Source organism: Virgibacillus indicus (assembly GCF_002266285.1).
Lineage (GTDB): Bacteria > Bacillota > Bacilli > Bacillales > Amphibacillaceae > Virgibacillus_K > Virgibacillus_K indicus.
This window is the reverse complement of record NZ_NPMS01000001.1, coordinates 1,051,751-1,067,493: the sequence shown is the minus strand read 5'-3', so window position 1 is coordinate 1,067,493 and position 15,743 is coordinate 1,051,751. Positions and strand designations below refer to the sequence as shown.

Annotated in this window: 11 protein-coding genes; 10 read left to right on the top strand and 1 reads right to left on the bottom strand. The window is 39.6% G+C overall.

Annotation, left to right across the window (positions count from 1 at the left end; genetic code table 11):
- Nucleotides 1-152 precede the first annotated feature (152 nt).
- From CIL03_RS05360 to CIL03_RS05330, 7 genes are all read left to right on the top strand, one after another.
- Complete coding sequence (locus tag CIL03_RS05360) at nucleotides 153-1,742, top strand: spore germination protein (RefSeq protein WP_094884282.1); 1,590 nt, start codon at nucleotides 153-155, stop codon at nucleotides 1,740-1,742.
- Nucleotides 1,743-1,798: 56 nt separating this feature from the next.
- Entirely contained in the window at nucleotides 1,799-2,896 is a 1,098-nt protein-coding gene (locus CIL03_RS05355; RefSeq protein ID WP_206207667.1) for a GerAB/ArcD/ProY family transporter, read from the top strand.
- 43 nt (nucleotides 2,897-2,939) lie between these two features.
- The gene (locus CIL03_RS05350; RefSeq protein ID WP_094884281.1) at nucleotides 2,940-4,127 is read left to right on the top strand and encodes a Ger(x)C family spore germination protein; all 1,188 of its coding nucleotides are present in this window, start codon (nucleotides 2,940-2,942) and stop codon (nucleotides 4,125-4,127) included.
- Nucleotides 4,124-4,339 (top strand): hypothetical protein, encoded by a 216-nt coding sequence (locus CIL03_RS05345; RefSeq protein WP_240507995.1) that lies wholly within the window; start codon nucleotides 4,124-4,126, stop codon nucleotides 4,337-4,339. Before CIL03_RS05350 ends, CIL03_RS05345 begins: the two co-directional genes overlap by 4 nt.
- 190 nt (nucleotides 4,340-4,529) lie before the next feature.
- Complete coding sequence (locus tag CIL03_RS05340) at nucleotides 4,530-7,292, top strand: UPF0182 family membrane protein (RefSeq protein WP_094884280.1); 2,763 nt, start codon at nucleotides 4,530-4,532, stop codon at nucleotides 7,290-7,292.
- Nucleotides 7,293-7,415: 123 nt separating this feature from the next.
- Nucleotides 7,416-7,952, top strand: coding sequence for a DUF1572 domain-containing protein (locus CIL03_RS05335; protein WP_094884279.1), 537 nt, complete (start codon nucleotides 7,416-7,418; stop codon nucleotides 7,950-7,952).
- A gap of 364 nt (nucleotides 7,953-8,316) precedes the next feature.
- Nucleotides 8,317-9,375: an FUSC family protein gene (locus CIL03_RS05330; protein ID WP_094884278.1), complete on the top strand. Its 1,059-nt coding sequence runs from the start codon at nucleotides 8,317-8,319 to the stop codon at nucleotides 9,373-9,375.
- Between the two features lie 181 nt (nucleotides 9,376-9,556).
- Here the strand turns inward: CIL03_RS05330 and CIL03_RS05325 are convergent, their stop codons facing one another.
- Nucleotides 9,557-10,933, bottom strand: a complete 1,377-nt coding sequence (locus CIL03_RS05325; RefSeq protein ID WP_094884277.1) for a sigma-54 interaction domain-containing protein — start codon at nucleotides 10,931-10,933, stop codon at nucleotides 9,557-9,559.
- A gap of 275 nt (nucleotides 10,934-11,208) precedes the next feature.
- Here CIL03_RS05325 and pruA point away from each other — a divergent pair, with 275 nt between their 5' ends.
- From pruA to putP, 3 genes are all read left to right on the top strand, one after another.
- Entirely contained in the window at nucleotides 11,209-12,759 is a 1,551-nt protein-coding gene (gene pruA, locus CIL03_RS05320) for an L-glutamate gamma-semialdehyde dehydrogenase (protein WP_094884276.1), read from the top strand.
- Between the two features lie 147 nt (nucleotides 12,760-12,906).
- Nucleotides 12,907-13,914 (top strand): proline dehydrogenase family protein, encoded by a 1,008-nt coding sequence (locus CIL03_RS05315; RefSeq protein ID WP_094884275.1) that lies wholly within the window; start codon nucleotides 12,907-12,909, stop codon nucleotides 13,912-13,914.
- Nucleotides 13,915-14,071: 157 nt separating this feature from the next.
- Nucleotides 14,072-15,556 carry a sodium/proline symporter PutP gene (gene putP / locus CIL03_RS05310; RefSeq protein ID WP_094884274.1) on the top strand — a complete coding sequence of 495 codons (1,485 nt, stop codon included), beginning with the start codon at nucleotides 14,072-14,074 and terminating at the stop codon, nucleotides 15,554-15,556.
- The last annotated feature ends 187 nt before the right edge of the window (nucleotides 15,557-15,743 follow it).

Genomic DNA, 15,743 nt, shown 5'->3' with positions numbered 1-15,743 from the left:
TCTTTAAAAAACTCTTATATTAAAAAAGCTTGGATAAGAGACAGCAAGATAGCCAGTTTTCTGCCGTTAAAATATCCCTGCTTAGTGCATAATTTCCGTTAAAAAAACCAACCTAAAAAATGGATTCATAACGGAAGGGGATGATGAATGAAATGGGGAAGGAAACTGAGGGATTTACCTCAAAAATTAAATTGCGGAAATCCAAAAAGTCACAGAAAAAAGCAGTGAAGTCCTTGCAATCCCCCCAGGAACAGGAGCTGCTGTCGCAAAGCCTAGAGGATAACGAAAATAAATTCCGCTCCATTTATAAAGACTGTTCCGATGTTGTTATCCGCTCATTTTATATCGGAGGAAAAGATAATGCGATACTTATATACATAGAAGGACTTTCAAATACTCAAGAAGTAGATGATAGCGTACTTTCCCCGCTTATGGAGTCATCTGGGGAGGGGAATGATCAGGTTAAATCGTTAATAAACAAAAAAATCCCGGTGACCAGTGTAAAAGAAGTAAAAACAGTTGCCGAGTGCATTAGTGAAATCTCCTCAGGAAATCCTGTAATCGTCGCAGACAATCAGAAGACAGGGTTGGCAGTAGGACTAGCACAATATGAAAAGCGCTCCATAGATGAACCACAGGCTGAGACGGTAGTCAGGGGCCCGCGTGAAGGTTTTGTGGAAGCTCTATCTGTAAATAACTCCATGCTGCGGAGAAGAATCAGAAGTCCAAAGTTAAAACTGAAATCCATGAAGGCAGGGAAGTATACAGAAACGAAAATTGTAATTGCATATCTCGAAGGGGTAGCAGATCCAACATTAATTGAAGAAATAACAAACAGGGTCAGTAAAATTGATGTTGATGGAATTATGGATAGTGGTGTTTTAGAGGAGTTCATTGAGGATGATCCTTATTCGCCATTTCCTCAGTTTCTGGAAACGGAACGCCCGGATGTAGTAACAGCAAATCTTCTGGAGGGAAGGGCTGCAATCTTGGTTGATGGATCCCCTTTTTCCATCATTGCCCCAATAACCATTTATTCACTGCTGCAGGCAAGTGAGGATTATTATAGCCGTTTTTTAATAGGAACAGCAATTCGCTGGCTTCGTTATGTATTTCTTCTGGTATCCTTGCTGCTTCCTTCCTTATACGTGGCCATACTGACGTTTCATCAGGAAATGATACCAACAACACTAATGATCACAGTTGCGGCTGCCCGGGAGCAGATTCCGTTTCCTGCGCTTGTTGAAGTATTAATGATGGAAATAGCCTTTGAAGCATTGCGTGAAGCTGGTATACGGCTGCCAAAACAGGTTGGTTCAGCAGTAAGTATCGTAGGTGCCCTGATTATAGGGGAAGCAGCAGTTTCTGCAGGGATTGTTTCTGCACCAATGGTTATCGTTGTAGCAATTACAGGTGTTGCTTCATTTACGATTCCGCGCTATTCTGCATCGATCACATTTCGCATGCTCCGTTTCCCTATGATTTTTCTAGCGGGAACGCTTGGACTGCTGGGGGTTATGCTTGGAATCATATTGATTATTGTCCATTTAGCTTCACTGCGTTCTTTCGGTGTACCATACCTGAGTCCAATGGCACCAATGAAATTTAATGAAATTAAAGATGTGCTGGTGCGTGCACCGTGGTGGAAAATGAACACAAGGCCCCACTTTACCGGAGAATATAACAAATCCCGGCAAGCTGATAATCAAAGGCCTCAGCCCTCTAATGGAGGAGATGAATAGAAACCGGCTCTATAATTGTTTTCTTTATTAGATATGCGAAAAAAGAGGTGAAACAAATGATTGAAAAAGGAAGAATCAGCACAGGTCAGATGGTTATTTTACTCTATCCAACTGTAATCGCAACAGCTATACTGCTTGTGCCGGGCATAACCGGAAAATTTGCAGGGAATGATATGTGGCTCTCCCCGATATGGGCATCACTTGCAGGGTGTATTACCATTCTGATAATGGCCCAATTACATAACCGTTTTCCCCGGCAAACGATTATCCAATACAGTGAAGAGATTATTGGAAAAATACCTGGAAAGCTGATTGGTTTTATTATTTTGTTCTTTTTTTTTCACTCCAATGGGTTGGTCTTAAGAGAATATGGTGAGTTTGTTGTTGGGAATTTCCTCCCAACAACCCCGTTGGTTGTCGTTATTGGGAGCATGATATTTGTAAGTGGTCTTGCTGTCAGGGGCGGAATTGAGGTAATGGCAAGAAGCGCTCAGGTATTTGTTCCAATTGTTCTCTTTTTATTTATACTGATTGTTATCTTGCTTATTCCTGACCTGGAACCAGCTAATTTGCTTCCTTTTTTTGAGAAAGGATTGATACCATCATTAAAAGGAGCAATCGTACCAACCACCTGGTTTCTGCAATTGTTTGCAATCACCTTCATCCTGCCAGTTTTGAAAAAAAAAGAGGGAGGCATGAAATGGGGAATGATCACGGTTTTTCTGATTATGGTCACACTGGTGCTGTCAAATTTATTTACAATGCTTTTATTTGGCAAACTAACCCCTACATTTACATATCCAATTATGGAAGCAGCAAGGTATATAAGTATTGCCGATTTTATTCAGCATCTTGAATCAATAGTTATGGCAATCTGGGTTAGCGGAACATTTATTAAAATTTCAGTATTTTATTATGTTATTGCAGTTGGCACTGCACAATTGCTGAATTTGCAGGATTATCGTCCGATTGTATTCCCGATTGGCGGCTTATTGGCAGTGATGGGATTATGGACAGCACCCAATTTACAGCAAATTCAGCATTTTTTAATTACCACTATGCCTTTTTATGCAGTAATCGTCCAGATAATCTTACCCCTCTTATTATTAATAGCCGCTGTTATATTCAAGAAAAACACTAAAAAGATTAACTGATCTTGATCTTCATATGGCTTGACAGTTGGAAAGGGGCAAAAAGATGCGCTGTATTATAAGAAAAAAAACTGTAAAGAGAATGGCTGAATTTTTAATGTGTGTTATTATGCCCCTTATACTTTCAGGCTGCTGGGACAGAATCGAAGTTAATGACTTGGCTATTGTTGTGGCAACAGGTCTTGATAAAACAGAAGAAGGGGAGATAGAATTATCCGTTCAGATTGTTAACCCGAAATCAATGGGATCCAAGAGTGAAGGGGGACAGGGTGGAGGGAAACAGAATACGGTTGAAAAGACTACAGGAAAGACTATCTTTGATGCAAGATCCAAGCTTCAGGAGAAGGTTTCACGCAAGCTGTTCTGGGGGCATAATCATATAATTTTTATTGGGAAAAAGCTGGCGGAGGAAGGGATCCGGAAGCATCTTGACTTTTTTTCGCGCCATCCATTTACTAGACTTCGCGCCTCCGTATTTATGACAAATGAAAAACCTGATGAACTATTGAAAATAGAACCTGATCTGGAGAGAAGCAGTGCAGAGGTTGCAAAAGACCTAGCTATGTTGAAAGTGGGTTTAAGTGTTACTGCAAAAGATCTGCTTGATATGTTATCAGGTGAAAAAAGAGGTGCTGCATTGCCAATGATCCAGATTGAGAGGGAGCCCCCTAATACAGAAGGTTTAAAAATATATGGTGCTGCTATTTTTAATAATGGTAAAATGACAGACCAGCTGGATGATAAGGAGGTAAGAGGACTGTTATGGATCCGGGATGAGATTGATACAGCATCTGTGACTATTAATCCCGAAGAAGGTGAAGAACTTATATCCTTTCATATTTTTGATGCAACTTCCAAATTGATCCCTTCGATAGAAAATGGGAATTGGAAAATAAAGATTGAAATCGTATCAGAAGACGATATTGTGGAAAATGAAACGAAACTCGATATGATGAATCCGAAGATTATTGAGAAACTTAAGGAACAACTGGAAAAACAAATTGTGGAGCGGGTAAAATTAGCATTGGAAATTGTACAAAAGGAAATGAAAGTGGATGTCTTAGGTTTTGAAGAAGCTTTTCATCGCCATTATCCGGATGAGTGGAGAAAAGCGAATTGGGAGGAAGTTTTTCCAGAAATCGAAGTAGAGGTAGTCAGTGAAGTGAAAATCAGAAGACCCGGCAGATCAACTGCACCACAGGGAGTGCCGGAAAATGAGGTGATTGGAAATTGAGTCTGTTTTGGGTTATTGTTGTCACCATTCTTGTTATCCTTTATGAATGGCCGAAAATGGATAAGGAACAAAAGAAAGAAAAATGGGCGTTTGCTGGATTGACAATGGCAGGATTTCTGTTAGCAGTTATGCTCATTTATTTTCCAGACACACCTGGACCTAATCAATTGGTAGGGGAGATATTTCGTCCATTAGGAAAGCTGATGGAGTAGTGACATGGTGTGAAGAGCTATCCCATTAGTTGAATGGATATCCTTATTTTCTAACGGAAGTTCCAGGTTGCGATTAAATAGTATTACCCCCTTACGAAACTTTTTGTCTTCCCATTCGTATACATTAAGAAAGAAACTCTGCCAGTTATCTGCTATCATTAAGGCAGAGAAGAATAAAGGGGGTTAATTTTTGGATTACAAAGATTACAGTAATAAATTGAGTCCAGAACAGCTTCGAAAACTAAAGAAAATCGGTAAAATTGCTGGAACAATTTTTGGGGTGCTGATCGTTTTAGCTATTATATTTCTGCTTTCATTGAATTGGATTACGGATTATATCTGGATGGACTCACTTGGTTTTGAAACTGTGTATACAACGATTCTTGGAAGCAAGGTTATGCTTGGGTTAATCGGATTTCTCCTATTTTTTATATTAACCTATATTACACTGGCATGGATTCGGAAATCGTATTTTAGCCACTTTCACAGTAATCAGCTTCCGCCATTAATCGAAAATCGTAAATCAAGCAGACTTATTATGATGGGTGGAGCCCTGTTTACTGGGTTAATCGGGAGTTCAATTGTACAGGGAGTCGGCTGGGAGCCGTTTCTAAAGCTGACAAACTATGCTTCTTTTGGTCAAACGGATCCTCATTTTAATATGGATATTTCATTTTATTTGTTTGTCCTGCCATTTGTAGAATTTATTATTTATTTACTGCTTGGACTGGCGATCTTTTTCCTCGTTTTGGAGATCGGTGCATATTCAGTATTTAATATCTACAGGATGAGCCGTTCTGCACAGTTACATATGGGGGTTACGCTGGGGATCGTCGGCTTGCTTTTGGCAGGTACCCATTTGCTTGCTCCATTTAAAACACTGCTGAGCAATCAGGTGAACATCTTCCAGGAGAGTGTAGTTTACGGCCTGAGCTACACAGATAACTTGATTAATATACCGGCAGCCTACGTGCTTGCCGCGGCAGCAGTTATAGGAACTATCTGGCTCATAATTTTATTAACCCGCGGGAACATAAATGCGATGGCAACACCGTTTATTGCGTATATTGTCTTGGTGGTATTGGCACAGGGGGCATCCGTTATTGTTCAGAACTTCATCGTTTCACCAAATGAATTTTCCAGGGAAGAGCCTTATCTCGAACATAATCTGAATTTTACCAGAGCTGCTTATGACCTGGATAATATTGATGAAAATGAGCATCCGGGGAATAATTCATTGGATAAGGCGATGCTGGATCGCAATCAATTAACGATTGATAATGTCCGGATTAATGATTCCCGGCCAATTATGGATGTTTACAATCAGCTGCAAACATTTCGTACGTATTATGAATTTAATGATATTGATATCGACCGCTATGAAATTGACGGGGAATATGAACAGGTATTTATTGGAGCACGTGAATTAAGTACTGTGGATTTACCATCACAGGCGCAAACATGGGTAAATCAGAATTTGCGCTACACTCACGGATATGGTGTTGCGATGAGCCATGTAAACAAGATAACATCTCAGGGGCAGCCGGAATATATGCTGCGGAATGTTCCGCCTGAAGGGGTCCTGGATGTAACACGGCCACAAATCTATTTTGGAGAAGAGCCGTATGATAGTGTCATTGTAAATAGTGAAGTGGATGAATTTGATTATCCTTCCGGGGATGAAAATATGACGAGCCGCTTTGAAGAGGATGCGGGGATCCCATTAACAGGAATCAATAGATTGCTGTTTGCCATAAATGATGGATCATTCAGGATGTTTGTATCTGATCAGATAAATTCTGACAGTAAGCTGCTGGAAACCCGCAATATTGTTGAAAGAGTGGAGCGAATCGCACCATTTTTCCAATATGATGAAGATCCTTATATTTTTGTAAGAGATGACGGCAGCCTTGCATGGATTATCGATGCTTACTTGACAGCAGAGAACTATCCATATGCCGAGGCTCACAGAGGACAGGAAAATTACATTCGAAATTCCGTAAAGGTTGTTATTGATGCCTATACTGGTGATACTACTTTTTATACGGTAGATTCAGAGGACCCTTTAATGCAGACCTATCAGGGTATGTTCCCGGATTTGTTTACGGAAGAGGTACCTGAAGATGTTCAGGCACATTTCCGTTATCCAGAAATGCTGTTTAAAATTCAGGCTGCCATGTATGGTACCTATCATATGTCAAACCTGGAAATATTTTATAACCGGGAAGATTTCTGGCAATTCCCGACCGAAAAGTATTTCAACGAGGATACGGAAGTCGAGCCATACTATATAACTATGAAACTGCCTGAGTCCGATCAGGAGGAATTCATTTTAATGACACCATATACTCCGAAAAACAGACAAAATATGATTGCCTGGATGGGGGTCAGAAATGATGGTGAACATTATGGGGAAAAATTTGTTTATCGTTTTCCAAAACAAAAAAATATTTACGGTCCACAGCAAATAGAAAACCGGATTAATCAGGACAGCAACATTTCGCAGCAGCTGAATCTTTGGTCACAGGGCGGTTCAGAAGTCATTCGCGGAAATCTGCTGGCTATACCGATTGAGGATACGGTAATGTATGTGGAACCAATTTATATTGAATCATCAAATGAAACATCGCTGCCGGAAGTGAAGCAGATTATTCTTGCATATGAAGATCATATTGTTATGGAGGAAACCTTTGACAAAGCACTTGACTCCATGCTGCAGTTGATCGATCCGGAAAATGTGGCAGACGAGCCAGAGCAGGAGGAAAAAACTGAAGAAGGCACAGATCAGGAAGAGGAACCGGAACCGCTTATGGGAGCAGAAGAAATGCTGCGCGAGATTTCCGAAATGTTCGATGCCTATCAGGAGGAAGCATCCCAGGGCAACTGGCAGGAAGCCGGAAAAATTATGGAAGAGATTGAAAGTCGATTAGGTGAGATTGAAACAGAAGAATAGAGGGAAATTCCCTAAACTTCACAGAAGAAAATCAGCCGGAATCTTATAGGGATTTCGGCTTTTCTTCTATCCAGAAACGTAACAAAAGCTGTTTAGGAAAGTAAATTTAAAGGAGGAGTGCTGGTGAGTATTGGACATGAGTATCTGAAGGTAATCCAGGAAAGGTTTGGAAGTGTGAAAGAACTAGGGGATAAGTCATTGCGGCAATTGTCTGAAGATGATATGCATTGGGCATTAAATGAAACTTCTAACAGTATTGCAATTATTGTCAAGCATCTGAGTGGTAATATGATTTCAAGGTGGACTGATTTCCTTGGATCTGATGGTGAAAAGCCTGATAGGAATCGGGATCAGGAATTTGAAGAGGATTTATCATCGAAAATAGAAATCATCTCAATCTGGGAAAAGGGCTGGAATGCTCTGTTTGAAGCAATCGATGATTTGGAACAAGGAGACTTGTTGAAAAATATTTATATTCGCGGGGAAAGTCATACCGTAATGGATGCTATCGAAAGACAAATGGCTCACTATGCCTATCATGTTGGGCAAATCGTTTATATAGGAAAACAAAGAAAAGATGGAAAGTGGGAAAGCCTTAGTATTCCTAAAGGGAAGTCAGAGGAGTATTTGCAGGAAATGCTGAAGAAAAACAAGCGATGAAACTTTACCAAATGTCAGGAGGGTGGAATTCATTCTAATTAGCCCGAATAGAAATATATATGTGCATATTTTTTATAAGTAAAGAAAGTATAAAATGATAGGCTCTATATAGTTAACGATAAAATCGGCCACGTCCGGCTCCAGCGCCCAGCGACTAGCGAACTTCCTTCACCTCCGTACGATAAGTCAACATCGGCTCCCTACGGTCGCCGTGTTTCCTTTATCTCCTGCGGTTCAGTCCAGTTCGTACGTCGCTATACGGGCGCTTGCGCCTTTGTTCTAATGTTCGATTCTTGGATAGTATATAAATCATTTCTATACTAGAATAACAGAATTCAAATCGTTGTCATTTGAGGTGCGGAAAATGGAATTTAATATTGGACCGCGTATGGTAAAAACAGGATTAGCGGTAGTTTTGACATTATTGATTACAAATATGATTGGCCTGGAATTACAGCTTGTTGCAGCAATTGCCGCTGTACTTGCAATGCAGCCTTCGATTATGCGGTCTTTTGCATATATTAAAGAGGTTCTGATCTCCAACGGTGTAGGACTTGTATTTGCATTGCTTGGAATTTTGCTGCTTGGTAGTCATCCACTTTCCGTTGGGGTAGTTGTTATTATTTCAATCGCAATCAATATCAAACTTGGCTTGAATAAAACAGTCAGTTTGACGGTATTGACTATTGTTACACTGATGCTGGCAAGCAGTGACGGAGTCAGTTTTATCTATGTCATTGAGCGGCTCTCCTTAGTCGCAATCGGTGTTCTTTCCGCTTTTATTATTAATGTTTTGATTTATCCGCCTGACCATCAAAAAATACTTTTTGCGATGATTAAGGAAGCGAGTGAAAAGACAAACTTTCTGCTGCGGGTAATTCCAAATCAAACAATGAGTCTTCCACAAATGAAAGGGGAGGACAGGGAAACAGAAAAATTGATTAATAAAACAAAGAGCTACTATGAAATTATTTCCGATGAAAAAACCAGTCTGTTTATAAGAAAAAAGATAGATTTTCTGAGGAACATTGTTATTTACAAGCATATGATCAGAGTATTGGAGAAAAAATATACGTTAATTCAAAGTCTGGAGAAAAACCTCGATCATATTGAAACAATTTCAAGTGGAAAATCGCATCTTATTAAGAAACTGGTAAGTGAAATAAACATGTACAGTGAAAATATTCTGCTGATGTATGAGGACAAGGTTATTCTGGATAAGGATCTGCAAAAGGTAGCGAAATCAGCTATGCGTGTGACAATTAATAATCTGATAGAGGAACTGCAAGGGTCGGGATTCGAAAAGTGGACTTACCTTTTTCCTATCGCCAGCAGTATCATCGAACTGTTTTATGAATTGGATAAGCTTGAGAGATTTGTTCGACTGAAGGAATTGAGAGGGAGAAGCAGGGATGGAAAGTAATTAGGGGGTAGATTTCTAGCCAGAGGTATCCGTCCCGAGAACAGGAATATCCGTTCAACCGGGCAGATAGCCATCTTGAAACAAGAATATTCGTCCATGACTGGGAAGCAGTCACGAAAAGACCACAAGAGCCCCTATGAACATCGAACCCAAGTTCCAGGGGGAATCAGAAATTTGCCTCTTATACTTCTATTTTATATCGTTTTAGTTTACTATAAAGGGTCACACGTGATATTCCCAGTCTTCTAGCAGCATCGGATTTATTCCCATTGGTTTGAACCAGTGTTTCCTTAATCAGCTGCTTTTCAATACTTTCCTTTTCCGCAGGGAGGGTGGAACTCACCTCGGCCCTCGAACTTTTCTCCGTTACCTTCATATTTGGAAAGAGATTGTGCAAATCGTGCTTTTCAATGATTGTTTTTTCAGAAAGAATGATGAGTCTTTCCATCATATTGCGCAGCTCTCTGACATTTCCAGGCCAGTCATACTGCAAGAGAATCTGAAATGCTTCGTCGTCCAGTTTTGGCTCGGGAACCTGGTATTTTTCTGCAAATTGTTTCAGAAAAAGACTGGTAAGCTTAGGAATATCATCTATTCTTTCTCGAAGTGGGGGCATTGTCAGCTGGATCACGTTCAGACGGTAAAATAAATCTGTACGGAATTGTTTGTCTTCCATCAGCTGGACAAGGTTCTGATTAGTTGCAGCGATAAAACGGACATTCACTTTTCTTCCTGTGGAGTCACCAATCCGATAAATATTATTCTCCTGCAGCACACGCAGCAGTTTCACCTGCATTTCCAGTGGAAGTTCTCCTACTTCATCCAAAAATAATGTACCGCCATCAGCCATTTCAATTTTACCCGCTTTTCCTTTTTTCTCTGCTCCCGTAAATGATCCACCTTCATAGCCAAATAATTCACTTTCAAATAATGCTTCCGGAATGGCGCCACAATTAACAGGAATGAAGGGAGCATCCTTACGTGGACTTGCTTCATGAATAGCCCTTGCACATACTTCTTTTCCGGTCCCGCTTTCGCCAAGAATCAATGTAGTTGCTTCGGTATTTGCTGCTTTTTGTGCAATTTGTACAGTTTGCTTAAGAGATATACTTCTTCCAGCCAGTTTAGAAAATGGAGAACTGGATTCAGTCGCATAAATTTTTTGTTTTAATTCATTCAGCTCAGCAGATGTTGTTTCCAGATTGTCATTGAGCTTTACAATTTGAGTAATGTCCCTTTCGACAGATACGGCTCCAATGATGTTATCTTCATCATCATAAATCGGAGAAGCATTGACGACTACATGCTTGTCCTCCCGCGGCCGATGATAGACATTATTTACTGCTTCCTTTGTTTTCAGAACCTCCAGCACCATAAGGTCATCTGAATGAAAGAAGTCGGTTATTCTATTATTAGTAATCTCGGATTGACTGATATTGTATGTCTGAACAGCAGCGTCATTCCAAAAAAGTACCATACGCTGATTATTAATGATGGTTATCGCATCATCCTCTGCTTTCAAAACAGCTTTCAAGTGATAAAATAAATCATCAGACACGAATTTAGCCTCCTAGTAATGTAAAGTAATTGTACGTAAATTGTACAACTGCTTTACATAAATGTAAATATGTTTAACAATTATACAAAAATAAATTGACAGTTATCACAAAAAAATAAAATTTATCACGTTTACTGTAAGCGATTTCAACATAAATAGACTTTTATTTAGAAGTGTTGGCACGTTTTTTGCTATAATAATGGTAAGAGAGAAAAGAATTACAATATATCTTTAGCTTCTCTTACAGCAAATTACTTTTTTAGGAGGTTTTATATTTGGTACTACCTTTCAAACATGAACCATTTACAGATTTTACAGACGAAGCCGTCATCAGTGACTTCAAAGCAGCTCTTGATCAAGTTCATGGTGAATTAGGCAAGGAGTATCCATTGGTTATCAATGGAGAGAAAATTTACACCGATGATAAGCTTGAGTCTTTCAATCCTTCCGATAAAGAGCAGCTGGTAGGAAAAGTATCCAAAGCTACAAAAGCGCATGTGGACCAGGCAATGGATTCAGCGCTGGAAGCTTTTAAAACATGGCGCACATGGAAAGCATCAGAACGAGCAGATATCCTTCATAAAGCTGCAGCGATTGTACGCCGCCGCAAGCATGAATTCTCTGCATGGCTGGTATATGATGCTGGAAAACCCTGGAACCAGGCGGATGCAGATATTGCAGAAGGAATTGACTTCCTGGAATATTACGCACGCGAGATGGTTGAACTTGAAAAGGGAAAAGAAATAAACGATCGCCCGAATGAGCAAAATACGTATTTCTATCAGCCAATGGGACCTGGTGTAACGATTCCACCATGGAACTTTGCATTTGCGATAGTTGCTGGTACAGCTGTTGCACCAATTGTTGCGGGTAATCCTGTATTGTTAAAACCATCTGAAAACACACCGGTTATCGCTTATAAACTGGTGGAAGTTCTGGAAGAAGCTGGACTGCCAAAAGGGGTACTCAACTTTGTACCTGGAGATCCCGCTGAAATCGGTGACTATCTTGTCGATCATAAAGATACTCACTTTGTTAACTTCACAGGTTCCCGTGCAACCGGAACACGTATTATGGAACGTGCAGCAAAAATTCAGGAAGGTCAAAACTTTCTTAAGCGTGTTGTTGCAGAAATGGGCGGTAAGGATACAATCATCGTCGATAAAGATGCAGATCTTGACTTAGCTGCAGATTCAATCGTGAATTCTGCGTTTGGCTTCTCAGGTCAAAAATGTTCTGCATGTTCAAGAGCAATCATTCATGAGGACGTTTATGATGAAGTGCTTGATAAATCAATCGCATTGACAAAAGAACTGATTACAGTTGGTAACCCTGCAGATGAAAATGTCTACATGGGAGCTGTTGTTAATCAGAAGCAATTCGATAAAATTAAAGAATATATCGAAATTGGAAAAAATGAAGGCGAACTTGCCTATGGCGGGGAAACAGATGATTCTAAAGGCTATTTCGTACATCCTACTATCTTTAAAGATTTGGATCCAAAAGCAAAAATCATGCAGGAGGAAATCTTTGGTCCGGTTGTTGGATTTGCAAAAGCAGCGAATTTTGACGAATTACTGGAAATTGCCAATAATACCGAATATGGTCTGACTGGTGCAGTAATTTCCAACAATCGTGATCATCTGAATAGAGCAAGATATGATTTCCATGTAGGTAACCTGTACTTTAACCGTGGATGTACTGCTGCAATTGTTGGCTACCATCCATTTGGCGGGTTCAAAATGTCCGGTACAGATTCAAAAGCCGGTGGACCGGATTATCTCCAGCATTTTGTTGAAGCTAAAATGGTTTCTGAAATGTTCTAAATGAAATTTTGGCTGAGGCGGTTTTTATACCTGCCTCAGCTATAAAATATTTTGTGTTTTCTAAATTCCCAATTTATTATACCGTAAATGTGTTTTTCATGGCAGCAGATAAACTGTATGGAACACATATATAAAGGAGCTTGTACTATGGCTAATCTAACAAGAGATTTATTCATCGGTTTATCAAATAATAAATTATTAAATACAAATGCAAAAAAGTGGGGCTTTCGATTGGGTGCCGAAAAGTTTGTTGCCGGAACAAATATTGAAAGCGTTATAGAAGTGGTGAAAGAGCTAAATAGTAAAGGAATCAGTGCGACACTTGATAATCTGGGTGAGTTTGTAGCGGATAAATCTGAGGCTGGGATGGCAAAGGATGAAATCATTCAGCTTCTGGAAACAATTCATAACGAAAATCTGGATTGTCATGTTTCAGTGAAATTAACGCAGCTTGGCCTCGATATCGAGAGAGATTTCTGTATAGAAAACATGAAAGAGATTCTGGATAGAGCATATGAGTATGATATTTTCATTAATATAGATATGGAAAAATATCTTCACTATGAAAAAACATTGGATGTATTACATATTCTACGAAAACAATACACCAATGTCGGTACAGTTATTCAGTCCTACCTTTATCGTGCTGAGGAAGATCTTGAAAAGCTAAAGGATGTCAGAATCCGTTTGGTTAAAGGCGCTTATAAAGAAAGTGAAGATGTAGCTTATCAGTCCAAAGAAGAAATTGACCGCAATTTCATTGTTATGGCGAAAGACCGGCTGCTTGGGGATACATTTACTTCAATTGCTACCCATGATCATAATATTATCAATGAACTGAAGCAGTTTATTGAGGAAAACCAGATAAGCAAAGATAAGTTTGAATTTCAAATGCTATATGGTTTTCGAACAGAGATGCATGATGGCCTGGCAGAGGAAGGCTACAATTTTTGTACGTATATTCCATTCGGCAATGACTGGTTTGGCTATTTTATGCGCAGACTCGCTGAGCGTCCGCAAAATATGAATCTTGTATTAAAAGATACGTTCTACACAAAAGATAATAAACTCAAAAAAGAACCTATTATAGCAGGAATGTTAGCTATTTCAACTGTTATACTTTTGAGTAAATGTAATAAAAAGAAAAAAGATTAATAGGTTTATTTAAAAGGGATAGAAATGAAAAACAAAAAAATATTTCTTTGCTATCCCTATAAATATAAAAGATATTGGGATATTACAACCTCCGATATCTGAAGATTGGCATTTTTATGACAATGGGTAAAAAATTACTTAAAAAAGGGGAGTTAGTATGTCGGGAGATATTTATCAGCTTATAGCCATTATTATTTACATGATTGGAATGTTATTAATTGGGTGGTACGCGTATAAGCGTACAAGTAATTTGTCGGACTATATGCTTGGTGGCCGTTCACTTGGTCCAGCAGTTACAGCGCTTAGTGCCGGGGCATCAGATATGTCAGGATGGCTCTTAATGGGACTTCCAGGTGCAGTCTATGTGTCAGGGTTAGTAGAGGTATGGATTGCAATCGGATTAACTGTCGGTGCTTACTTAAACTGGGTATTTGTTGCACCACGTCTGCGTGCATATACCCAAGTGTCCAATGACTCGATTACAATACCGAGCTTTTTGGATAACAGACTAAAAGAAAATTCCAGAATTCTTCGTATTGTTTCTGGTATCATCATTTTAGTATATTTTACATTCTATGTTTCTTCCGGAATGGTTGCAGGTGGTGTATTCTTCCAAAGCTCATTTGGACTTGATTACCATACAGGTCTGATACTCTGTTCTGCGGTTGTTATCGCATATACGCTTTTCGGAGGATTTCTTGCAGTTAGTTATACAGACTTTGTTCAAGGTCTGATTATGTTCTTAGCACTAATTCTAGTGCCAGTTTTCGGTATATTCATCACGGGGGGGCCTGCTGAAACGTTTGAGTCTATCCGTCAGGTTGATCCAAATTTACTCAGCTTTTTTGCAACTGCGACAGCTGCGGGTGTTATTTCCAGCCTTGCATGGGGCCTTGGTTATTTTGGTCAGCCCCATATCATCGTACGTTTTATGGCGATTAAGTCGGTTAAAGAAACAAAATCGGCAAGACGGATTGGTATTGGCTGGATGGCCCTAAGTCTTATCGGAGCGACATTCACTGCGTTAATCGGGATTGCATATTTCCAGCAAAATCCAGGTGCTTCTCTTACTGATCCAGAAGCAATCTTTATTGATTTAGGCCAGATTATTTTCCATCCGTTTATTGCCGGTATTATGCTGGCTGCGGTATTGGCAGCAATTATGAGTACGATTTCTTCTCAATTGCTTGTTACATCATCCGCATTGGTTGAGGATATTTATAAGGATGTTTTTAATTCAAAAGCAACAGAACAAAGGTATGTTTCACTAGGTCGACTTTCAGTGCTGGTTGTAGCGATTGTAGCAATGATCTTCGCCTGGCAGCAAAATGATACGATCCTGGGACTGGTAGCATTTGCCTGGGCTGGATTCGGGGCATCATTTGGACCAATTATTTTACTATCCATTTATTGGAGGAAAATTACCGGTATCGGTGCATTATCTGGTATGGTTGTAGGGGCAATAACTGTATTTGTCTGGGGAAACACCGAACTCTCAGGTGTATTGTATGAGATTGTTCCTGGTTTTGTATTAAACCTGATTATCACGGTGGTTGTCAGTCTGATGACTTATAAACCAAATGCTGAAGTAGATCGTGAATTTGATGAAACACTTAAAATCATCGAAAATGAAAGTAAATAAGTTAGTATACTTCCTTAACAAGAAAGGTCAGTCCGATATGGGCTGGCTTTTTTTGTACTTCTAAACATGGTGAAACATTTCTATTAAGTGGTAAGGAAAGGGATCAAAAATGGTCTGCGTGCCAAAGCTTGGAGCAATATTATTAGAAAGGGCTTATAGAAGCTTTCAAAAGGATAAAATGAAGACT